We start from the raw sequence: 21003 nt of genomic DNA on the forward strand, positions 1-21003 counted from the left end.
ACTGGTCAGGCATAGAGGCCTCCCTCGTTCTGGGTGCGTCTGGCCGCGCGGCGGCGCAGGATTTCGGCGATTGTCATCAACAGGAAAGAGGCGACGAGCAGCAGCGTGCCCAGCGCCAGCACGCCGGGCAGTTTCGAGGCGAAACGCAACTGGCCCCAGATATAGATCGGCAGTGTCGCTTCGGTGCCGGTCAGGAAGAAGGCGATGATGAACTCGTCGAGCGAGATGGTGAAGCAGACGAGCAGGCTGGAGATGATGGCCGGCGCCACCATCGGCAGCGTCACACGGCGGAAGGTGCCGAAGGCGCTTTCGCCGAGATCGGCGGAGGCTTCCTCCAGGCTGCGGTCGAAGCCCTCGAAGCCGGAGGTCAGCACCGTCATCGAATAGGGAATGCAGATCAGCACATGGCCGAGCACGACGGTAAACAGCGAGAGGCTGAGGCCCAGCTGCAGCATCACCAGCAGCATCGAGATGGCGACGATCACCTCGGGCAGCACCAGCGGCGCCATGATCAGGCCGTTGATGGTGCGGCGGCCGGGATAGCGGTAGCGGGTGATGGAGCGCGCGGCGAGGATGCCTAGCACCGTAGCGAGGATCGAAGCCGAGACGCCGACTTTCAGGCTGTTCCAGGCGGCGTCGAGCAAAGCCGGCGTGTGCGGCAGGTCCGCATACCATTGCAAAGTGAAGCCTGTGAGCGGGAATTTCGGCGTCGGCGCCGTGTTGATCGAGAAGATCGGCAGGAAGATCACGGGCAGATAGAGGAAGACGATATAGAGGAACGCATAGACGGACAGCCAGCCGCCGGACAGGAAGCGCCGCGCCCTCATCGTGCCAGCCTCTGCAGGGCGCGGATGATCAGCACCGTGGCACCGGCCATCAGGGTCACGATTAGCATGGTGGTGACCGAAAGCGCGGCGCCGAGCGGCCAGTTGGCCGCCTTGCCGAACTGCGCCTGGATGGCGTTGGCGATCATGACGCCGTCCTTGCCGCCGACCAGTTTCGGCGTGACATAGTCGCCGACGGTGGGGATCATGACGATCAGCGCCGCCGAAATGACGCCCGGCGCCGACAGCGGCAAGGTCACGCGCAGGAATGAGCGCAAGGGGCCGTCGCCGAGGTCGGTGGCGGCCTCGACCAGCGTGCGGTCGACCTTTTCCAGCGAGACGAAGATCGGCAGGATGGCGAATGCCGCCCAGGCATGGGTGAGGGTGATGATGACGGCGCTCGAATTGTAGAGCAGTGCGGTCGACGGCTCGTCGATGATGCCGAGGCCCATCAGTCCGGAATTCAAGACGCCATTGTAGCCGAGGATGACCTTCCACGACATCACGCGCAGGAGATAGCTGGTCCAGAACGGGATGGTGATGAGGAACAGCCACAGGCTCTTGTGACGGCCGCCATGGAAGGAAATGAAGTAGGCGATCGGGTAGGCGAGAATGACGGTGAACAGGCTGACCGTCAGCGAGATGTAGAGCGAGCGCCACAACAGATCGCGGTAGATCGGCTCGGTCAGCGCGACGCGGTAGTTTTCCAGCGTGAAGGTGCGGTCGATGGTCAGATAGTGCTGCGTCCAGAAGGAGTGGGCGATGACCACCAGGATCGGCAGGACCAGAAGGATAAGGGCGTAGAGAAAGGTCGGGCTGATCAGGGCAAAACCCTGGACGGGTTCGGATTGCAGAAGGGCATTTCGTCTGGCCCGCGTCATGCGCAATGGAGGCGACCCTTCCACGGCCGCCGTCATTGCCAGACTCCGGAGGGCAGGGCTCCGGGCGTGATCTCGGTTGCTGGCCTGGACTGTTCCGCCATGCGCATCCCATCGTGCTGGCGCCGGCTGTTTGTTCCCACTTTATCCTCGGAACGCGATCGGACGCAAAACCGGTGACCACTTTTGCTGGTCGCGTTCCTAGCTTGCCGGCTTTCTTTCATCATGCGCGCATCCGTGGATTGAAATCAAGCGCTATTTCTGAGATATTGATTGAACGGACATTCAAAATCAGGTGAAGAAAGCCGCCATCTGCGGTATTGCCACCGAATTCGAGGTCCTTGAAAAAATCGAAAGAGATGTGGAGACGACGATGGCTGCGGTGAGGGATCTGAAGGCGACCGAAATGGCGGCGGCAGGCGGCGACGATGCCATTGAACTGGGCAAGCGCCATCTCATTCAGCCCTGGCCTTATGCCGGTTCCGTCGGCGCCGAAGCCCGCGCGCTGATCGGCGAAGGCGACGGTATTTACATCACCGACAACACCGGCAAGCGGCTGATCGACGGGCCTGCCGGCATGTGGTGCGTCAATGTCGGCCACCGCCGCGAGGAACTCGCCAGGGTGATGTACGATCAGGCGATGGCGCTGTCCTACAACACGCCCTGGTACACGATGAACGCGCCGTCGGCCGAACTTGCCATGCGCATCGCCGGCCATGCGCCGGGCGATCTCAGCCATGTCTTCTACACGACCGGCGGCTCTTCGGCCGTGGAGACGGCGCTGCGCTTCATGCAGTTCTACAACAATGTGCGCGGCAGGCCGGAAAAGAAGCTGATCCTGTCGCGCGGCGGCGCCTATCACGGCTCGACCTATCTGTCGGCCTCGCTCAACGGCCGCCCGCGCGACCGCGACTGGATGGACGGCGCCGACGAGCTGGTGATCAAGCTGTCCTCGCCCGACCCGTTCCGCCGCCCGAAAGGCATGAGCGTTGCCACCTTCACCGACTTCCTCGTCGATCAGTTCCGCGACACGGTCGCCCGTGTCGGCGCCGACAGAATAGGCGCTTTTGTCGGCGAGCCGGTGCAGGCATCGGGAGGCGTCGTGATCCCGCCGGACGGCTATCTCAAGCGCATCCGCGAGATCTGCCGCGACAACGACATCCTCTACATCTCCGATGAGGTGGTGACAGGCTTCGGCCGGCTTGGCCATGTCTTCGCCTCGGGCGAGGTGTTCGGCATCGATCCCGACATGATCACCTTCGCCAAAGGCGTCACCTCAGGCTATTTCCCGCTCGGCGGCGTCATCATCTCGGAACGGCTGCTGGAAGAGTTGCGCCGCTCGAACCATCCAGACGCAATGTTCGGCCATGGCCTGACCTACACCAGCCATCCGGTCGGCTGTGCCGTGGCGCTGAAAAATCTCGACCTGCTGGAAGAGGGCGTGCTCGCTCACACGCAAGCGGTCGCGCCCTATTTCCAGGCGCAGCTCAAGACGCTGGAAGAACTGCCGTTGGTCGGCGAGGTGCGCGGCGCCGGGCTGATGGGCTGCGTCGAATGTGTCGCCGACCGCGAAAGCAAGGACCCGCTGCAACTCGACAAGGATGTCGGCAAGCGCATCGACGCCCACTGCCATGAACTCGGCCTGCTGGTGCGGCCGCTGATCAACATGTGCGTGATGTCGCCGCCGCTGATCATCACGCGCGAGCAGATCGACGACATGGTCGGCATTTTGCGCGAGGGCATTTCGCGGACCATGGATGATCTGCGCCGTGAAGGTGTGTGGCGAGGGTGAGGTTTCTTCCTTCTCGTAGAACGGGGAGAAGGAAGCTACGACCGCGACCTCAGCGCGTCGTTCAGATTCCACATGTCCTTCTCCTCCGGCGCGGTCTCCAAGCCTAGAACGGGCAGCATCTTGCGCAGATGGTCGTGGTGGGTGCGCACGCCATATTCGAGGTCGGAGAGATAGAAGCCCTCAAAGGCTTCGGACAGCATGGATTCGTTCGACCACACCGACAGCTGGACATCTTCCGACATGGTGTCACGGTCGATGCGGAAGGACAGGTAGCGGGCGGCGGCCTGCTCGCGGCTTTCGTCGCGGTAGCGGTAGATGGCGCCGCGCAAAAGGGTTTCACCCGTCGAGAGCGGAAACTCCTGATAGAACTGCACGGATTCCGGCATCACCGAAATAACGGCATTGGGGAAGATACCGTAATAGACCCAGGCCTTCTTCAGATGGTCCGGCAGATGCGTCGGCTCGGGCGCGATCTTGACGTAGTTCTTGACGCTCCAGCGGCGGCCGGCATGCGGATTGTAAGTGGCGAAGGAGCGCGACACGCCGTTGATGAAGGGCTCGTCGAAATAGGTCGCGCCATAGAGATCCTGCAGGGCGGGATGCGCCATGGCGACGTGATAGCCCTCATTGTCGACATCGCGCACCGACTTCCAGTTGACGGGGGTCTTCTGGGTCCAGATGCCCCAGGACGGCACCATGTCGGCAGCCTTGTAATGCGCGAATTCAGGCTCGATCGGCTTCATCAGCTCGGCGACCGAAGGCTGCGGCCCGCCATTGCGGAAGCGGATGAAGATGAAGCCCATCCAGACTTCCAGGTCGAGCTGCATCAGGCCGAACTCGGTCTTGTCGAGATCGGGGAAGGAGCGCGGGCGCGCGGCGCCCCGCAGCGTGCCGTCGAGATTGTAGACCCAACCGTGGAACGGGCACACCAGCGCGTTCTTGCAATTGCCCTGGCTGTCGGCGACGACACGGCTGCCGCGGTGGCGGCACATATTGTTGAAGCCGCGCACGACGCCGTCCTTGCCGCGCACAATCAGGGCGCGCTCGCCGACCACGTCCATGGTCAGATAGTCGCCGGCGTTCGGGACGTCGGAAACATGACCGACGATCTGCCAGTGGTTTCGGAAAACATGTTCCTTCTCGAGCTCGAGAAGGGCATCGGAATGGTAACTCCAGCCCGGTAGTCCCCGCCGGTCCCAATCGTTGGGGATCGCCACGTCACGGAGGTGCGGGTTCATAAAACGTCTCTTCTTTTTGTTGAATAATCATTCAATAAAATCATATTTTGCATTGAAATGCAATGGCTTGTGAAAAACGGAATGATTCTTGGCCTGAGTCTAGGCGTCGCTCGCAACTGAATTCGAGGCGGCGTCTGCCCGAGAAAATCTCGGAGAATCCGGGCGTTAGCTCCGGTTCCGAAATGCTGTTCTCACGTCATTTCACGAAGCGCGGAAGCTGACGAACACGATGCCTTGCCAACGGCAAAAAGCTCGCCGCGCTCTGGCCAATCTGCTGTTCGGCAGGCGCTTGGGTTGGGGCCGCCCGGCGGAGTCGGGCTGAGGTTGGCTTGTATCGGCGAAGGCGAGCCGGCTGACCGATCATGACCGGTTTTGCCCGATAGCGCCGTTTCAATCTCGTTACATTGCCAGAGCTACGCCAATTTTGTGCTGTTACAAAGTGCGAATAAGTTCGTTTCATCATCAAAAAGAAACGCAGCGAAGGGGAAGGCAATGCATGCGAAAATCGAGACCATCAGCAGCGACCACCGCCTCCAGGCTCCAGAGCGCGCTGACCGCCGCCCGAAACTGGCGCTACGCCAACGCGCCAGCGACCACCCCATGGCCATGTTCATGGGGCTGGCTGCTTGCGCCTTCATCGGCATGGCGCTCACGCCGACAGTCGGGCCGGCCTTCGCCTCGCTGAATCCGCCGGCCAATGTGGTCGACGGTGCGCCGACGACAACCAAGACCGCTCGCCTGCCGGTGCCGACGCTCGATTTCGCCTGCAAGGGGCAGGCATGGGGTGCTGAAAGCATCGATTGCCTACGCGCCATCGCCGAACAGTCCGGGACGCACAAGGCCCGGGCGATCCGCATGATCGCCAATGCCGCGCCGCTGACCAACACGCCAAACGTTTTCTAGATTTCCGTCGAAGCGTGGTCCCGAAACCGTTCCCTTTCGGGATCCTGCTCTGACCTCCCCGAGCGCTCCCTCCAGCGCTCCTTTCAGCTCCCGCCGCAAGTCGGCCGGGAGCTTCTTTTTTAGCCCTTCAACGCAGCTTGCTCGGCGATGGATGAAAGCACGCTGCGCACGTCCAGCGTGCTGAACGGCTTTTCCAGGATCTGCGGCCGCTGCGGTGCCGGCAAGGCTTCGATCTCCGCCTTGGCGCCGATCAGATCGCCGGTAACCAGCACGAAACGCCGTGCCAGTTCGGGCCGCTCGGCAAGCAACTCGCGGTAGATGGCCATGCCTGATGTGCCAGGCATGCGCAGGTCCGAAAAGACGATGTCGGGCGGCATGTGGCCGCTCAAGGTGGCGGCGCCCGATTCCCAGACCGGCGCGATCCGTGACTTGATGCCCATCAATTCGAGAATGTCGGACAAGGAGCCCGCGACATCAGGCTCGTCGTCGATGATCAAGGCATGACGCAGGCCGCTCGATCGCGGCTGGCTCTCGCCGGCAGCGGCGATGCCCGCCGAAATGGCCGGCAACTGGACAACGAAACGCGCGCCTCGGGGCTGCACTTCCTCGAACCAGACATTGCCATTGTGCCGTTCGATGATCGATTTCGAGATCGACAGGCCAATGCCGGTGCCCACACCGACCGGCTTGGTGGTGAAATAGGATTCGAAGATGCGGTTGCGGATCGCTTCGGGAATGCCCGGCCCGTTGTCCTCGACCGAGAAGCCGGGATTGCCGCGCTCGCCGCGGAAGGTCCGCACCTTGATCAGCCGGTCGCCGGCAATGCCGGCCAGCGCATGCTGGCTGTTGATGAGGAAATTGGCCGCCACCTGCGTCACGTGGTCGGCGTCCGCCATGGCCAGCAGCGGACCGGACGCGAAATCGGTGTCGATGATGATGCCGCTCGAGCGTGCGCCATAGGCGGTCACTTCGAGGGCCGCGCGGATCACCTGGTTGAGATCGGTCTCGGCCTGCGCCGCCGGATGCAGACGCACCATCGACAGGAAGCTCTTGACGATGCGGCCGCAGCGCTCGGCCGCGGCACGCACCTTCTCGGCGCGGACCTTGGTCTGCGGGTCGGAGGCGAATTCGTGCAGCAGCGTCGATTGGGCGACCACCACCGCCAGCGGATTGTTGAGCTCGTGAGAAACGCCCGCAAGCAGCGAGCCCATCGCCGCCATCTTCTCGTTCTGGTGCAGCTTCTCGCGCTGCCGGTTGATCTCTTCCTCGGCGCGCAGCCTGTCGCGCAGGTCGCGGATCGAGCCGAAGATCAGGCGGCGGTCGGCGACCCGCATCTCGGTCGCCGTCAGCTCGATCGGAAACACCTCGCCGGCGGCATTCTGCGTCACGGTCTCCAGCCGCTGGCCGACCATCGGCGCGCCACGGCCCGACATGTAGTCGGCGCCCGAGGAATAACCCTTGCGGTAGTATTCCGGCACGACCGTGTCGAGCAGGTCTTTGCCGAGGATGTCGCTGCGCTGGAAGCCGAACATCTTTTCGGCGGCAGGATTGAATTCGATGATCGATCCGGCCTCGTCGATGACGATGATGGCATCGAGCGAAGCCTGCAGCATGGTGCGGCGGATCACCTCGCTGGCGTGGGCGTCGGAGGGCGAATGTTCGATCGCGTCGCCGATGGCGAGCGCGATGATGTGCAGCGTCGCCTCTTCCTCGTCGGTCCACTCGCGCTCGTCGACGCAGTCATTGACGGCGAGCGTGCCCCACAGATGGCCATGGGCGAAGACCGACACCGACAGGAACGACTTGATGTTCTGCTTTTCGAAATCGGTTCTCAGGAACCCTTCGAGGTTGCGCGTATGCCCGGCAAAGATCTTGCCCTGCCGTTCGTCCTCGGCCACGCGCTCCAGCAGCGGGTCCGAATTGACGATCGACTGCATGATGACGGTCGGCGAGGCCAGTTCGCCGCCGAAGTCTGGGTCGATCCAGTAAGCGGCTACCGACTGGGCAAAACCCTGGCCCGGCAGTTCGCGCAAGCGGAACAGGATGCCGCGCTGGCATTCGATGGCCCGGCAAAGGGTTTCCAGTATGCCGTCCATCTCGCGCTGCCAGTCGCCAGCCTCGCGCAGCCGGCGAACGACGCGCACGGCCGCCATTGCCGCGCCCTGCCTGAAACCCTGCATGTCCGCGCTTGTTGCTTCGCCCGTCATTTTCAGCCGCTATTCCAAAATCATGCCAGTTCGGTCGGGCCAATCCGATCGGCCCCATTCGACCGGCGAGCAACGGCTGTGAACCTGAGGCCCTTCAGGCCCTGGCGCTCAGTTGCTGTCGCCGGTCGGCAGCGAGAAGATATAGCCTTCGCCGCGCACCGTGCGCAGAAATTTCGGGTTGGCCGGATCCGCCTCGATCTTCTTGCGCAGGCGCATGATGCGGATGTCGACGGCGCGCGATGATTCCGGATCCTCGGTGAAGCCGATCGCCTCCGAGATCGCGGCGCGGGTCAGCAGCCGGTTGGCGCGGGTCAGGAAAACCTCCAGCACGTCGAATTCGCTCTTGGCCATGTCGATCACGGTGCCGTTGGCGCCCGTGACCAGCCTGCCGTCAAGATCGGCCTGGAACGGGCCGAAGGCGACGGAACGGCGGTCCGTCCTGGTCTTCCTGTCGAGCGGTTCCGTCGGCTGCGGCACGCGGCGCAGCACGCTGCGGACCCTGGCCAGCACTTCGCGCAGTTCGTATGGCTTGACGATATAGTCGTCGGCGCCGAGCTCCAGTCCGACGATGCGGTCGAGCGCCGTGCCGGCGGCGGTCGCGTAAATGATGCCGATCGGCATTCTCGAGCGCAGCCAGCGGCCGAGCGACAGCCCGTCCTCGCCGGGCATGGCGATGTCGAGAATGGCGAGATGAAAGGCCTGGGTCTCGATCAGGCTGCGCGCGGCGGCGGCGGTTTCGGCAGTCGCCACATCATAGCCGGCGGCGCCGAGATATTCGGCAACCGCGTCCCTCAGGTCGGGCTCGTCCTCGACGATCACTATTCTTGCCCGCACGATGCTCTCGCTCCCACTTTCAGTGGAAAGTAGATTGGGTATAAACATCATGTCCAGCACTCATATCGGGTTGCAAGGGAACGGTTGGAAAACATGGCTGCACGAGCCGTCATTGCACTTGTTTCCGTCGCCGACGTGGTCGCGACCGAACTTGCCGACCATCTCGAGCGGCGTGGCCATGATGTGCGCCAGGCGCGACAGCCCTGGGAGGCGGAATCGCTGCTGGCTGGCGCAGGCATCGATGTCGTCGTCGTCGGTGACAGTCTCAGCCAGGCGGAAGGGCGGGACCTGCTCAGGCGTTATGGCGGCCAGGGCGAGGGCGGCCGGGACGGGCCCGATTTCATCCTGATCTGCCGGCCGTCCGATCTCGTCGACAAGGTGCTGGCGCTGGAACTGGGTGCGGCCGACGTCGTCGAAAGCCCGCTCAATGTCAGGGAATTGGCTGCCCGGGTCGGCGGCCTGCTGTCGCGTCGGGGCAGGGGCACGCAGGAACTGATCGTGCTGGAGAACGCAACCGTCGATCTGAGATCGGCCATCGTCATGCACCGTTCCGGTACGGAGGAACAGCTTTCGCCCGGTCAGGTGGCGTTGCTCAGGCTGTTCCTGGCGAGCCCCCGCAAGGTGCTGACGCGAGACGACATCATCGCAGCCGCACCGGCCGAGAACGCCGACGCCTTCGATCGTTCGATCGATTCGCGCATCGTGCGGCTGCGCCGCAAGCTCGACACAGAGACCATCACCACCATACGTGGCGCGGGCTACAGGTTCGATCCGCCGCAGCAATTCGCCGACTGACTTTAGCGTAACCGGGCTGTCTTTCTGGCTGAGCATCGGATTTTCCTCCTGCCGATGCTCCCGCGGTCAGCGCACCACCAGCAGCGACGGACCGGATGGCATGTCGCTGCTCACGACGAATTCGTTTGCGTGGGCACGCTCCTTGAGGAGCACGGTGGCCAGGGCGGCAAAGCCAAGCAGGCCCTGCGCGTAGAGCAGGGCGGAAAGTACAGAGGCGGCGAATTTCGTCTTCATCGTTCCAACTCCCCAGAAATGCCAATTCTTCAAAATGAGTAGTATGTCGCGGGTCGCTTCAGGAAACTCCCGAAGTGCCCGCGCCGCCCACGGAGCCCCCCGCTGCGGCGCGGGCCTTCGGTCCTCTCGGCAGCAAGTTGCCGGAGGGGCCGCGCAATGCCAGCAACCGAAGGCCAACCCGCCAGAGGGCCTTGAGCCGGGTGATGCGCAGGCTGGAAACAATCCAGACCGAGGCGGAAAACAGGGCGACGTGCAGGGTAGAGATTTCGCTCGAACTCATCGCCGCCAGCCTTGCCACCGGACCGCCGGCAACCGTGCCGACACCACCTGTGACTGCTGCCGCGATGCTGATCCTGAAGAGCCAGGACCGCGTGTTCGTTTTCGTTCCCATGGTCGTTGCCGTCTGCTTTCGTTACGTCAACCTTGCGGGTGGCCGGTATCCGGATCATGCCGCCTGAAGCCGCGCTTTGTTGCCGGTTGGTTTCGGGATTGCCCATTGATCTTTCATATTGAAACAATTCGAACTTTCGTTTTGCGGGGAATACCTATGTGCGGCATCTCACCACCGTCTGCCAGCGTGATCGTCGTCGCCGTGGTCGCCTGGCTTGTTAACCAGAGGAAACAGATTCGAAACAGAAACGAGCATTTCGCGAAATCTCCCCGAAACACGCCGCATCGATAAGCCGCTCATCGAATTGGAGCCGGCCTGACCGGCAGAGAGAGGGGACGTCATGCACACCACCATTTCCGCCAAGCTCATCAACATCACCGCAGCCGCGCTCACGGGTGCTGCACTTCTGTTCGGCGCCAACGCAGCGCACGCCGCCAACAAGATCGTGGCGCGGGTCTCGCTTTCGCAGCAGATCATGGAAGTCTCGGTCGACGGCCGGCCGACCTTCGCCTGGAAGGTTTCCACCGGCGACCGGGCGCATGTGACGCCGACGGGCTCGTTCAAGCCGACGCGCATGCATGAGATGTGGTATTCGAAGAAGTATGACAACGCGCCGATGCCGCACTCGGTGTTCTTCAGCGGCGGCTACGCGGTGCACGCCACCTATGCCATCAAGCGCCTCGGCCAGCCGGCCTCGCATGGCTGCGTGCGGCTGCACCCGGACAATGCGGCCGATTTCTACCAGCTGGTCGAGACCTTCGGGCCGGCCAACACCAGCATCGTCATCGTCAAGTAGCAGGCTGCGGGCAGGCCGGCGGACTGCCGCGCCCGCTCAGGACTCCCACCGGAACATCCCGGCGGTATAGAGCGCAGCCAAAAAAAGAGGCCGGGATTTTCCCGGCCTCTTTTCTGTTCAGTCCGGCAATGCCGGCATCAGCTTCGGATCTGGCTTTTCCGCAAGATGCGGCAGGTCCTTGCTGGCGATGAAGGTATAGAACATCGGCACGACGAACAGCGTGAACATGGTGCCGACGAGGATGCCGGTGAAGATGACCAGGCCCATCGAATAACGGGCCGCGGCACCGGCGCCGCTCGACGTGATCAGCGGTACGACGCCCAGCGCCATCGCCGCCGTCGTCATCAGGATCGGCCGCAGGCGCACCTTGGCCGAGGCGATGATGGCGTCGCGCCGCCGCATGCCATGCGCCTCGCGCTGCTGGTTGGCGAATTCGACCAGCAGGATGCCGTGCTTGGTGATCAGGCCGATCAGCGTGATCAGACCCACCTGCGTGTAGATGTTGAGCGTGCCGAGGCCGAGATTGAGCGGCACGATGGCGCCAAAGATCGACAGCGGCACCGCCATCATGATGATCAGCGGATCGCGGAAGCTTTCAAACTGAGCCGCCAGCACCAGGTAGATGACGATGACGGCCGCTCCGAAAGCGATCAGAATGGTGTTGCCTTGTTCCTTCTCCTGCCGGGACTGGCCGGAATAGTCGATGAAGAAGGTGTCGGGCAGGCTCTCCCTGGCAATATCCTCGAGGACCTTCAGCCCGTCGCCTGTGGTGACGCCGGGCAGCGGCAGCGCGGAGATGGTCGACGAATTCAGCTGGTTGAACTGTTCGATCGCCGCCGGCGAGGCATTGTTGGAAATCTTCACAACGGCCGATAGCGGCACCATCTCGCCCGTCACGCTCCGCACGAAATACTCGCCGAGCTTGTCGGGATTGTCGCGGAATTGCTGCGGCACCTGCGGGATGATGTCATAGCTGTTGGAGTCGCGGTCGAACTGCGCCACTTCGGCGCCGCCGACCAGCAGCGTCAGCGTGCGGCCGATGTCGGCGATCGGCAGGTTCAGCGCGGCGGCGCGGTCGCGGTCGATGGTCACCGTCACCTGCGGCGAGTCATAAGACATCGAGTTCTGCACGACGATGAAGCGGCCGGAGGCCTGCGCCTTGTTCTTGATCTGCTCGGCCGCCTTGTACACTTCCGCGGAATCTCCGGTCGAGCGCACCACAAGGGCGATCGGCAGGCCGCCCCCGGAGCCCGGCAGCGTCGGCGGTGCGAAGACGAAGGCCTGCACGCCCGCCACCTTGGCGAGACGAGCCGTGATGTCGGCCTGCAGTTCCTTGGAATTGCGCTTGCGCTCCGACCAATCCTTGAAGGCAAAACCGACGAAGGCGCTGTTCGTCGAGCCGCCGAAGGCGACCGCCGAGAACTGCGCCCGCGTTTCCGGAATATCCCTCACCAGGCCGAGCATCTGGTTCACATAGGTTTCGGTGTAATCCGATGTCGCATAGGTCGGCGCGGTCACCAGCGAGAGCAGGAAGCCCTGATCCTCTTCCGGCGCCAGTTCGCTCGAGGTCTTGGTGAACATGAAACCGGTCACGCCGACAAGCGCCAGCACGATGATCAGCGTCAAAGGACGATAGTTCAGAGAGCCGGTGACGGCCCGCTCATAGACGTGCTCGACCCGCGCGAAAATGCCGTCGACAATGCGCTGGAAACGGCCGGGCGTGCCGGACTTCAGGAGGCGCGCCGACATCATCGGGGTGATGGTGACGGCGATGACGCCCGACAGCACGACCGAGCCGGCGAGCGTCACCGCGAATTCGCGGAACAGCGCGCCGGTCAGGCCGCCGGTGAAGGCCAGCGGCGCGAACACGGCCGCCAGCGTCATGGTCATGGCGACGATGGCCGAGGCGATTTCGCGCATGCCGCTGAACGCGGCCTGCATTGGCGACATGTGGTCTTCTTCCATGTGGCGGTGAATGTTCTCCACCACCACGATGGCGTCGTCGACGACAAGACCGATCGCCAGCACCATGGCCAGCAGCGACAGGAGGTTGATCGAATAGCCCACCGAAAACAACAGGAAGCAGACGCCGATCAGCGACAGCGGAATGGTGATGATCGGCATCATCACCGAACGGAATGAACCAAGGAACAGAAGGATGACCACGACGACGATGGCAACCGCCTCGCCGATGGTCTTGAACACCTCCTCGATCGAGGCGCTGATCTGCCCGGTCGCGTCGTAGACGACCTCGATCGTCATGCCTTTCGGCAGGGTTTCCTGGATCTGCGGCACGAGCTTGGTGAGCGCTGCTGCCGTGGTCAGCGGGTTGGCCGCCGGGGTCGGGAAGATGGCGAGGAAGGTTCCGGGCTTGCCGTTGAAGGAGACCCTGGTGTCGGTATTCTCCGCGCCGAGTTCGACGCGCGCCACGTCGCGCAGCCTCACCACATTGCCGTCGGTCGAGCGCAGGGGCAGTTCGGCGAAGGCTTCCGGCGTCTGCAGCGTCGAGCGCACGGTGATCGACGAGACGACATATTCGTTCTGGGTGTTGCCGGGCGCCGACAGGAAGTTGGAATTGTTGATCGCCGTCAGCACTTCCGCCGCCGTCACGCCGCGCGCGGCAAGTCGGATCGGGTCGATCCAGACGCGCATCGAGTATTGCTGGGCGCCGAAGATTTGCACGTCGGCGACACCTTCGACCGTCGACATGCGGGGCCGGATGACGCGCTCGATATATTCGGTCAACTGCTCCTTCGTCATGTTCGGATTCTGCATCGAGATGTACATCATCGCGAACTGCTGGCCGGTGCCCTTGACGATGACCGGATCCTTGGAGGCGTCCGGCAAGGTGCCGCGCACGCCCTGGACCTTGGACAGCACTTCGGTCAGAGCCACGTCCGGATTGGAGCCGAGCTTCATCTGCACCGTCACGGTGCTGGATGACGGGCGGCTGGACGAGGTGACGTAGTCGATGTTCTCGGTCGAGGCGACGGCGCGCGCGATCGGGGCGGAAATGAAGCCCTGGATCAGGTCGGCGCTGGCGCCCGGATAGGCCGTCGTGATGGTGATCGCGGTTTCGTCAACCTTCGGATACTGCCGGATCGACAGGTTGAAGATGCCCTGGAAACCCAGGAGCAGGATCATGCAGCCAAGGACCGTCGACAGGACGGGCCGGCGAATGAAGAGATCGGAAAAGCTCATTGCTGGTCGGCCTGCTTGTTCGCCGATTTGGTCGGGTCGATCGTGTTGTCGACGTTGACGGACATGCCATTGAAGAGGCGGTTCTGACCCGCGGTGACGACCTCGTCGCCGGCCTTCAGCCCTTCGACGATCTCGACCATGCCCTGATTGCGGCGGCCGGGCTTGACGAAGACCTGAGACAGCACCAGCGCGGGCTTGTCGCCTTCCGCCGCCGGCTTGGCCGGGTCGGCAGCCGGCTTGGTGGCATCGGAAGCGGCCTTGTCGGATGGCTTTGCAGCATCGGCTGCAGGTTTCATGGCGTCAGCCGCCGGCTTCATCGCATCGGCTGCCGGTTTCATCGCATCCGCCGGCTTGGTGTCCGCCGGTTTGGGGCTTGCAGCAGCAGCGGGCTTTTCCTCCGGCTTGGCGGGCTGCGCCGGGGCCGCGTCGGCAGGCTTGGCCGGCTGCACCACGAAGATATAGTCGCCATAGAGGCTGGTGGTCAGTGCCGTCTGCGGCAGCGACAGCACGTTCTGCTCCTCGGGCAGTTCGACACGCACCTGCACGAACTGGCCAGGGGTCAGCTTGCCGTCGGGATTGGCGACTTCCGCCCGGATGTTCACCAGCCGGCTGGACGGGTCGATCTTGGGGTCGATGCCCCGGATTTCGCCGGCAAACGGCATGTCCGCGCCGCTCAGGCCCAGTCGGACCGTCTGGCCGATCTTGAGCAGCGGGAGCTGCTGTTCGGGTACCGAGAAATCGACCCGCATCGTGTCGAGATCCTGCAGTGTCACCACGGCGGTGCCGGGCGCCATATACTGGCCGATATCGATCTTCGGAATACCGACCGTGCCGCCGAAAGGCGCCGTCAGTTGCTTCTGGTCGAGCACGGCCTGCAGCTTGGTGACCTGGGACGCCGAAGCCGAGGCCGCCGCACGTGCGGTGTCCAGCGTCGAGTCGGAGCCGACGCCACGCCTGGTCAGTTCGATGGCGCGGGTCAGCGATACCTGATCGAGGGCGGCCTGCGCCTTCTGTGCGTCGAGATCGGCGCGCTCGACGGCATCGTCGAGCTGCAGCAGCACCGCATTGGCCGCCACTTTCTGGTTGGCGTGGAAAAGGATGTCCTTGACGATGCCGGTGGTCTCGACCGTCAGGTCGACACCGCGCACGGCACGCACCGTACCGATCGCCTCGACGCCCGGCGTCCAGCTCGACGGCTTGGCGATGGTCGTTGAAACGGTCGCCGCCGGCGGCTTCATCGTGGCGAAATACTGCTTGATGCCGTTGTCGCGCAGGAAGTTGAAGCCGACGATGCCGCCGACCACGATGACCAGCACAGCCAGAACGACGATGACGAGAAAGATACGAAGTATGCGCTTGAACAAGGAATTCCCCTCAGTCGAAATCCGGCGCGAAGCTCGGACATCGGGACACATATCGACTGCGGGTCCCGATTTCAAATAGTGGCGGCTTTACTGTACCGTCTGGACGGTCTTGTCAATTGGGCCTATGCTTGCGATGGGAGGCGCCATGAAAGCCCAACGACCGAACTCGCGCGAGAAGATCCTCGCGGCGGCGGCTGATGTTGCCCGCGAATCCGGGCCCGGCAGCCTGTCGCTGGATGCGGTGGCCAGCCGCGCCGGCGTGTCGAAGGGCGGGTTGCTCTACAATTTCCCAACCAAGGCCAAATTGATGCAGGGGCTGGTCGAAGGCTATCTGCGCGATTTCGAGCAGGCGCTGGAAACCGCCAACAGCAACGACGATGGCAAAAATCCGCTCGCCGTCTATATCAGGCTGTCGGCCGATGATTGCGAGGAAAAGCGACCCTCGGCCTCGTGGATCTTTTCGGCGATCGCCGAGGATCCCGATTTCATGACGCCGATAAAGACATACAAGCGGCAGCTTTTCGAACGGCTGAAGGGCGAAACATCAGACCTCAAATCGCTGCTGGTCTGTTATCTCGCCATCGAGGGGCTGCGCAGCATGAACCTCTTCGATTCCGACGTGTTGTCGAAGGACGAACGGCAATTGCTGGTGGCGTCCCTGCTGGAAATCGCGGGATCACCCGATGCCGAGCATGCCTCCGGGACGCAATCCTGAAGGCCTTCAGCCGGCAGGCGCCGTTTTTGCACTCAAAAAGCCTTGCCCGTGTCGGGGTCGAAGAGCCGCAGCGCGTCCTCGCTGAAGGTGAAGCTGCTTGCCTGGCCTTTCGCGACGCGGGACGCCGGCGGCAGGGAGGCCGTCAGCCGCTGTGTGCCGATCCGCGCGGTGGTGACCAGTTCGGGACCGGTCAGTTCGACGACTTCTATTTCCACCGGCAGTGACGGCGCGGCTGCATCCGCCGCGACCCGCAGTGCTTCGGGCCTGATGCCGACCACGACCCGCGCTCCGTCCCGCACCGCGTTGCGGAACCGCGTGGGCAAGGGCAGGCTCGCATTGGCGCCATCGATGGTCAGCATGGCCCCTTGAACCGTCGCCTGCAGCATGTTCATCGACGGCGCACCGACAAAGCCCGCGACATAGAGCGTTGCCGGCTCGTTGTAGATTTCCTCAGGCGTGCCGAGCTGCTCGATCCTGCCGTCGCGCATCACCGCGATGCGGCTCGCCAGCGTCATGGCCTCGATCTGGTCGTGGGTGACGTAGACGACGGTGGTCTGCAGCATCTGGTGCAGGCGCTTCAACTCGGTGCGCATTTCCAGGCGCAGCTTGGCGTCGAGGTTGGAGAGCGGCTCGTCGAAGAGGAAGACCTGCGGCTTGCGCACCAGCGCCCTGCCGATGGCGACCCGTTGGCGCTGTCCGCCGGAAAGCTGGCTCGGCTTGCGGTCGAGCAAGGCTTCGATCTGCAGCAGCCTTGCCGCTTCGTTCACCGCCTTTTCGCGCTCGTCGGCGGCAACGCCGCGCATCTCCAGGCCGAAGCCGATGTTGCGGCGCACGGTCAGGTTCGGATAGAGCGCGTAGGACTGGAAGACCATGGCGATGTCGCGGTTCTTGGGGTGGACGCCGAGGATCGAGCGGCCGCCGATCAGCACGTCGCCGCTCGTCGCTTCGGCAAGGCCGGCGATGATGTTGAGAAGCGTCGACTTTCCGCAACCCGACGAGCCGAGCAGCACCAGGAACTCGCCGCTCTGCAGCGCGATGTCGATGCCTTTCAGCGTTTCGACGCTGCCGTAATTCTTGCGGACGTTGCGGATTTCAAGCGCGCTCATGCGTAGCTTCCCTTGGATGCATCGGTTCGCCGTAGTGACGGGGCAAGGTTGATATGGCGCGCGACGCCACCTGCGTCGCGGCCGCAAGCGAGGCAGTCAGCGTCTGGTCCTGCGCCAGTGCGGCCAGGAAGGCCGCATTGAAGACATCGCCGGCGCCGATGGTGTCGATGACCTTGACTTCGGGCGCGGTCGCCGTGACCAGCGCTCCGCCCGGGCCGATGGCGATCGCCCCTTCGGGGCCGCGCTTGACGACGGCGGTCGCGCCCTTCTTCATAGTGGACTGGATTTGCCGCGCGGCCTCAACCGGATCGGGCAGGCCGGCCAGGGTCACGGTCTCCACCTCGTTGAACAAGGCAAGGTCGCAGCGCGCGAGCCAGGTACGGGCCGCCTTGCAGTTGGCCGGGGTCCAACCCTCCATCGGCCAACCGGTGTCCAGCGCCACCGCTATGTCGTGTCCGTTCGCCCAGTCGAAGAACGCCTCGTAGTCGCGGGTGAGATCATCGGTGAGGAAGGAGCCGCACAGCAACGCATAGCCACCGGCGAGCCGCTTGCCGTCGAGCACCGAAAATACGTCGGCTAGGCTGAAGCGCGGCAGGTGGCCACGCGTGGTGAAAAACGTCCTTTCACCGTCGGGATGGGTCATGCCGACCGAAAGCGTCGTGCTCTCCGGGCGCACCGGCCATTTGTCGGCGCGGGCACCGAACGCCTCACGCAGCCAGCGGCCGAACTGGTCGTCGCCGACATTGGCGGCGATTTCGAAATCGATACCCAACGCCTGCCAGGCAAGCCCGGTGTTGCCGGCCTGTCCGCCAACGCGCAGATCGTCATGGTCGACGACGGTTTCCGTTCCGGCCTTGGGCCAAGGCGCGACCGGGCCGACGATCAAGTCGACATTGACATTGCCGATCACCGCAAGCGGGCGCATCACTCGCTCCTGGTGATCTTGGTGGAGCGCACGGGCGTGCCGGCATTGTCGACGCGGCTGTCGGCGAAGGCGATCATCAGGCGCTGCGCCACCGGCAGCATGGCGAAGACCGCGGCCAGACCCGTAGCCGGCTTGAAGGAGAGCGTGACCGCGCCAGCGATCGGCGATTGCCCGGAAGCGTCGAAGATCAGGAGCGGCGCGCCGGCCTCGACCACGGAAAGGGCCATCGCTGTCACCAGCTCCGCGGTCGGATCGTTGCCGCGAAACAGGATGACGCCGATTTTCGGCCCGAGCATCTCCATCGGTCCGTGGCGCAACTGGCCGCCCTCGAGGGAAAAACACGGCAGCCGCGACAGTTCCGTCAGGCCGAGCGCCAGCGCTTCGGCCACGCCTTGCAGCCGGCGCCCCGAGGTGACGATGCTTGTCACCTTTTCCAGAGCGGCGAGTGCCAGCGTGATGTCGTTGTCCTGTGGCTGATCCAGCGCGCCAAGAGCGGCGCCTGGGTCCTCACCCAATGCAGCAAGGATGGCCAGATGCAAGGCGAAGCTCACGGTCAGGCTGCGGGTGGCCGCGAAGGCCTGTTCTGTGCCGCCGGCGCCGACCAGGCAAGGCGCGGTGCGGGCCAGGAAAGAACCGCCTTCGAGGGTCAAGCCGAAAACATCGGCAGTCCTGCCAGCTTCCGCAAACCACCTGACGACCTCTGCGCTCTCGCCGGATTGCGAGGTGACGAGCACCGTCCTGCCGTCCAGCCGCACCGGCTGGCCGAGCTGTTCGGACAGCGGCAGTGCCAGCGCACCGATGCCGAGCGCGCGGTAGAGCGGCTCGACGGCGCGCCCGACGGCGTGCGAGCCGCCCATGCCGAGTAGCAGCAGGCGCCCGGTCTTCCTGATCGAGGCGGCGACGTCTGCCGCCATGGCAGCGTTGTTCTCGAACGACGCACGCGCATCCGCATGCTGGCGCGCCATCTCGCGGTCGATGGCGACCAGTCCGGCGGGCCGAGGTTCTTCTGCAGTCATTGTCATCCTTTCACACCGCCGCTGGTCAGGCCCGAAATCAGCGCGCGCTGCATGACTAGGCCGATCAGCACCGGCGGCAGAGCGGCCAGCACGCCGGCGGTGGCGATCAGCCCGTAGTCGGAAACACGGCCGCCCGCCAAATCGGCGATGGCGACGGTCAAGGTCTTGGCGCGCTGGTCGGAGGTGAACAGCAACGCGTAGAAGAATTCATCCCATGCGAGGAGCACGGCAAACAGCGCCGATGTCGCCATCACGGGTGCCGCGAGCGGCAGCGTGATGATGCGCAGCGTCTGGAACAGGCCGGCGCCGTCGATCATCGCCGCAGCCTCGATCTCGCGCGGGATGGAATCGAAGCCCGATTTCATCAGCCATGTGGTGAAGGGTGCCAGGATGGTCAGGTAGACCAGCGCCAGGCCGAAGACATTGTTGAGCAGGCCAAGGTGCGACAGGCCCATATAGAGGGGCACGGCGAGCGCCACCGGCGGCAGCATGTAGGTGGCGATGACCATCGACAGCGACCAGCCGATCGCAGGCGTGCGCGACACCGCCCAGCCGGCTGGGATGGCCAGGGCCAACGCTGCCAGCGTCGCCATGCCTGCGATCTCCAGACTGTTGCGAAGCGACGAGGTGAAGGCGGCGCCGGCGCTGTTTTCGACGGTCGACAGCAATGTCTGGTAGCGGGAGAAGTCGGCGGCCTGCGGCCACCAGCGCAGCGGCTTGGCGGCGAGATCGGCGGCCGGCGAAATGCTCATGATGAACAGCCAGGCGATGGGCGCCAGGATGACGGCGGCGAGCAGCAGCGCGCAGGCATAGACGAAGACGGTGAAGGCGGGGCTTCTGCGTTCCATCAGGCGGCACTCCCGGCGGTTTTTCTCACCAGCGCCGCATAGGCGACGGCGAGCACCGTGACGAGCAAGGTGACGATCAGCGCCAGCGACGCGCCGGAGCCGGCGCGCTGGAACGAAAAGGCTTCCTGGTAGACGAGGATCGACAGCGTGCGCGTGCTGTTGGCCGGGCCGCCGCGGGTCATCACCCAGATGATATCGAAGACCTTGAAGGCCTCGATGGTGCGCAGCACCAGCGCCACCATCAGCGGGCCGGCGAGATAGGGCAGGATGACGAAGCGGAAGCGGTTGAAGGCTCCGGCGCCGTCGACCAGCGAGGCGGCGGTGATGTCGCGCGGCACCGCCTGCAGGGCGGCGAGCGCGATCAGCGCCACCAGTGGAAAGTTCTTCCAGCAGTCGGCGACGATCAGGGCGGCCAGCGCCGTTCCCGGCTCCCCCAGCCAGGAGCGATAGGCGTCGATGAGGTTGAGTTGCGTCAGGGCGGCGTTCAGCGCGCCATATTCGGGATTGTAGATCAGCCGCCACAGCGTGGCGTTGACCACCGTCGGTAGCGCCCAGGGCAGGATCATCAGGGCGCGCAGGATGGCGCGGCCGTGGAACTGCTGATTGAGGAGCAGGGCGGCGAGAACGCCGATCACCATTTCGGCGGCAACGGAAATCACCGCGAACAATGTCGTGGTGACCAGCGTGCGCGAGAAATTCGAGCTCGACAGCATGTTGGTGTAATTGTCGAAGCCGACGTAATTGCCGCCGGTGCCGACCAGCTTGGCGTCGGTGAAGGAAAGACCGACCGTATCGACCAGCGGCCAGCCGATGACGGCGACCATGACCACGAGCAGCGGCAGCATCAGCAACCAGGCACGAGTCGTCATCCAGGTGCTCGACATCAGAGCAGCCTCTCCCTAGCGATCTTGGTTTCAGACATAGCACGGGCGGCAC

General features: G+C 63.9%; 19 protein-coding genes. 6 read left to right on the forward strand and 13 right to left on the reverse strand.

The features are described from left to right. Positions 1–5: 5 nt before the first annotated feature. On the reverse strand, positions 6–827 hold the full coding sequence (locus AC1DPX_RS08040; RefSeq protein ID WP_477235666.1) for an ABC transporter permease: 822 nt from the start codon (positions 825–827) through the stop codon (positions 6–8). Then, entirely contained in the window at positions 824–1741 is a 918-nt protein-coding gene (locus AC1DPX_RS08045) for an ABC transporter permease (protein WP_032931941.1), read from the reverse strand. The genes AC1DPX_RS08040 and AC1DPX_RS08045 overlap by 4 nt, the downstream gene beginning before the upstream one ends. 334 nt (positions 1742–2075) lie before the next feature. On the opposite strand from AC1DPX_RS08045, the gene AC1DPX_RS08050 reads away from it, so the two are divergent. Further along, entirely contained in the window at positions 2076–3494 is a 1419-nt protein-coding gene (locus AC1DPX_RS08050; protein WP_477235668.1) for an aminotransferase, read from the forward strand. A gap of 35 nt (positions 3495–3529) precedes the next feature. Here the strand turns inward: AC1DPX_RS08050 and AC1DPX_RS08055 are convergent, their stop codons facing one another. Continuing rightward, on the reverse strand, positions 3530–4732 hold the full coding sequence (locus AC1DPX_RS08055; RefSeq protein WP_202357589.1) for an aromatic ring-hydroxylating oxygenase subunit alpha: 1203 nt from the start codon (positions 4730–4732) through the stop codon (positions 3530–3532). A 492-nt stretch (positions 4733–5224) separates the two neighbouring features. On the opposite strand from AC1DPX_RS08055, the gene AC1DPX_RS08060 reads away from it, so the two are divergent. Continuing rightward, entirely contained in the window at positions 5225–5635 is a 411-nt protein-coding gene (locus tag AC1DPX_RS08060; RefSeq protein WP_477235670.1) for a hypothetical protein, read from the forward strand. Positions 5636–5754: 119 nt separating this feature from the next. On the opposite strand, the gene AC1DPX_RS08065 is transcribed toward AC1DPX_RS08060, so the two are convergent. Beyond that, positions 5755–7842, reverse strand: a complete 2088-nt coding sequence (locus AC1DPX_RS08065; RefSeq protein WP_477235672.1) for a PAS domain S-box protein — start codon at positions 7840–7842, stop codon at positions 5755–5757. 108 nt (positions 7843–7950) lie between these two features. Further along, positions 7951–8724, reverse strand: coding sequence for a response regulator (locus AC1DPX_RS08070; RefSeq protein ID WP_199644843.1), 774 nt, complete (start codon positions 8722–8724; stop codon positions 7951–7953). A 45-nt stretch (positions 8725–8769) separates the two neighbouring features. Here AC1DPX_RS08070 and AC1DPX_RS08075 point away from each other — a divergent pair, with 45 nt between their 5' ends. Then, positions 8770–9471: a response regulator transcription factor gene (locus AC1DPX_RS08075; protein ID WP_202357592.1), complete on the forward strand. Its 702-nt coding sequence runs from the start codon at positions 8770–8772 to the stop codon at positions 9469–9471. A 66-nt stretch (positions 9472–9537) separates the two neighbouring features. On the opposite strand, the gene AC1DPX_RS08080 is transcribed toward AC1DPX_RS08075, so the two are convergent. Beyond that, entirely contained in the window at positions 9538–9705 is a 168-nt protein-coding gene (locus AC1DPX_RS08080; RefSeq protein ID WP_202357593.1) for a hypothetical protein, read from the reverse strand. 203 nt (positions 9706–9908) lie between these two features. On the opposite strand from AC1DPX_RS08080, the gene AC1DPX_RS08085 reads away from it, so the two are divergent. After that, positions 9909–10163 carry a hypothetical protein gene (locus AC1DPX_RS08085; protein WP_202357594.1) on the forward strand — a complete coding sequence of 85 codons (255 nt, stop codon included), beginning with the start codon at positions 9909–9911 and terminating at the stop codon, positions 10161–10163. 273 nt (positions 10164–10436) lie between these two features. Further along, on the forward strand, positions 10437–10892 hold the full coding sequence (locus AC1DPX_RS08090) for a L,D-transpeptidase (RefSeq protein ID WP_069090292.1): 456 nt from the start codon (positions 10437–10439) through the stop codon (positions 10890–10892). A 117-nt stretch (positions 10893–11009) separates the two neighbouring features. On the opposite strand, the gene AC1DPX_RS08095 is transcribed toward AC1DPX_RS08090, so the two are convergent. Continuing rightward, entirely contained in the window at positions 11010–14093 is a 3084-nt protein-coding gene (locus AC1DPX_RS08095) for an efflux RND transporter permease subunit (protein WP_202357595.1), read from the reverse strand. Next, positions 14090–15457 (reverse strand): efflux RND transporter periplasmic adaptor subunit, encoded by a 1368-nt coding sequence (locus tag AC1DPX_RS08100; protein ID WP_477235674.1) that lies wholly within the window; start codon positions 15455–15457, stop codon positions 14090–14092. The genes AC1DPX_RS08095 and AC1DPX_RS08100 overlap by 4 nt, the downstream gene beginning before the upstream one ends. Before the next feature lie 145 nt (positions 15458–15602). Here AC1DPX_RS08100 and AC1DPX_RS08105 point away from each other — a divergent pair, with 145 nt between their 5' ends. After that, entirely contained in the window at positions 15603–16172 is a 570-nt protein-coding gene (locus AC1DPX_RS08105; protein ID WP_477235676.1) for a TetR/AcrR family transcriptional regulator, read from the forward strand. Positions 16173–16204: 32 nt separating this feature from the next. Here the strand turns inward: AC1DPX_RS08105 and AC1DPX_RS08110 are convergent, their stop codons facing one another. Genes AC1DPX_RS08110 through AC1DPX_RS08130 form a run of 5 tightly spaced genes read right to left on the reverse strand, consistent with a single transcriptional unit; the run spans position 16205 to position 20951 of the window. Beyond that, complete coding sequence (locus AC1DPX_RS08110; RefSeq protein ID WP_477235678.1) at positions 16205–17278, reverse strand: ABC transporter ATP-binding protein; 1074 nt, start codon at positions 17276–17278, stop codon at positions 16205–16207. Further along, entirely contained in the window at positions 17265–18203 is a 939-nt protein-coding gene (locus AC1DPX_RS08115) for a PfkB family carbohydrate kinase (RefSeq protein ID WP_477235680.1), read from the reverse strand. The genes AC1DPX_RS08110 and AC1DPX_RS08115 overlap by 14 nt, the downstream gene beginning before the upstream one ends. Continuing rightward, complete coding sequence (locus tag AC1DPX_RS08120) at positions 18203–19225, reverse strand: SIS domain-containing protein (RefSeq protein WP_477235682.1); 1023 nt, start codon at positions 19223–19225, stop codon at positions 18203–18205. The genes AC1DPX_RS08115 and AC1DPX_RS08120 overlap by 1 nt, the downstream gene beginning before the upstream one ends. Next, complete coding sequence (locus AC1DPX_RS08125) at positions 19222–20067, reverse strand: carbohydrate ABC transporter permease (RefSeq protein ID WP_202357601.1); 846 nt, start codon at positions 20065–20067, stop codon at positions 19222–19224. The genes AC1DPX_RS08120 and AC1DPX_RS08125 overlap by 4 nt, the downstream gene beginning before the upstream one ends. Further along, entirely contained in the window at positions 20067–20951 is an 885-nt protein-coding gene (locus tag AC1DPX_RS08130; protein ID WP_477235684.1) for a carbohydrate ABC transporter permease, read from the reverse strand. Before AC1DPX_RS08130 ends, AC1DPX_RS08125 begins: the two co-directional genes overlap by 1 nt. Positions 20952–21003 lie beyond the last annotated feature (52 nt).

This window comes from Mesorhizobium sp. 01N446 (assembly GCF_056399285.1).

What these genes read in the sequence shown, in the direction of transcription:
- AC1DPX_RS08060 (WP_477235670.1), top strand. Translation starts at nt 5,225, where the DNA reads ATGCATGCGAAAATCGAGACCATCAGCAGCGACCACCGCCTCCAGGCT.
- AC1DPX_RS08110 (WP_477235678.1), bottom strand. Translation starts at nt 17,278, where the DNA reads ATGAGCGCGCTTGAAATCCGCAACGTCCGCAAGAATTACGGCAGCGTC.
- AC1DPX_RS08120 (WP_477235682.1), bottom strand. Translation starts at nt 19,225, where the DNA reads ATGACAATGACTGCAGAAGAACCTCGGCCCGCCGGACTGGTCGCCATC.
- AC1DPX_RS08080 (WP_202357593.1), bottom strand. Translation starts at nt 9,705, where the DNA reads ATGAAGACGAAATTCGCCGCCTCTGTACTTTCCGCCCTGCTCTACGCG.
- AC1DPX_RS08105 (WP_477235676.1), top strand. Translation starts at nt 15,603, where the DNA reads ATGAAAGCCCAACGACCGAACTCGCGCGAGAAGATCCTCGCGGCGGCG.
- AC1DPX_RS08070 (WP_199644843.1), bottom strand. Translation starts at nt 8,724, where the DNA reads ATGTTTATACCCAATCTACTTTCCACTGAAAGTGGGAGCGAGAGCATC.
- AC1DPX_RS08115 (WP_477235680.1), bottom strand. Translation starts at nt 18,203, where the DNA reads ATGCGCCCGCTTGCGGTGATCGGCAATGTCAATGTCGACTTGATCGTC.
- AC1DPX_RS08065 (WP_477235672.1), bottom strand. Translation starts at nt 7,842, where the DNA reads ATGACGGGCGAAGCAACAAGCGCGGACATGCAGGGTTTCAGGCAGGGC.
- AC1DPX_RS08045 (WP_032931941.1), bottom strand. Translation starts at nt 1,741, where the DNA reads ATGACGGCGGCCGTGGAAGGGTCGCCTCCATTGCGCATGACGCGGGCC.
- AC1DPX_RS08125 (WP_202357601.1), bottom strand. Translation starts at nt 20,067, where the DNA reads ATGGAACGCAGAAGCCCCGCCTTCACCGTCTTCGTCTATGCCTGCGCG.
- AC1DPX_RS08050 (WP_477235668.1), top strand. Translation starts at nt 2,076, where the DNA reads ATGGCTGCGGTGAGGGATCTGAAGGCGACCGAAATGGCGGCGGCAGGC.
- AC1DPX_RS08055 (WP_202357589.1), bottom strand. Translation starts at nt 4,732, where the DNA reads ATGAACCCGCACCTCCGTGACGTGGCGATCCCCAACGATTGGGACCGG.
- AC1DPX_RS08085 (WP_202357594.1), top strand. Translation starts at nt 9,909, where the DNA reads ATGCGCAGGCTGGAAACAATCCAGACCGAGGCGGAAAACAGGGCGACG.
- AC1DPX_RS08090 (WP_069090292.1), top strand. Translation starts at nt 10,437, where the DNA reads ATGCACACCACCATTTCCGCCAAGCTCATCAACATCACCGCAGCCGCG.
- AC1DPX_RS08075 (WP_202357592.1), top strand. Translation starts at nt 8,770, where the DNA reads ATGGCTGCACGAGCCGTCATTGCACTTGTTTCCGTCGCCGACGTGGTC.
- AC1DPX_RS08130 (WP_477235684.1), bottom strand. Translation starts at nt 20,951, where the DNA reads ATGTCGAGCACCTGGATGACGACTCGTGCCTGGTTGCTGATGCTGCCG.
- AC1DPX_RS08095 (WP_202357595.1), bottom strand. Translation starts at nt 14,093, where the DNA reads ATGAGCTTTTCCGATCTCTTCATTCGCCGGCCCGTCCTGTCGACGGTC.
- AC1DPX_RS08040 (WP_477235666.1), bottom strand. Translation starts at nt 827, where the DNA reads ATGAGGGCGCGGCGCTTCCTGTCCGGCGGCTGGCTGTCCGTCTATGCG.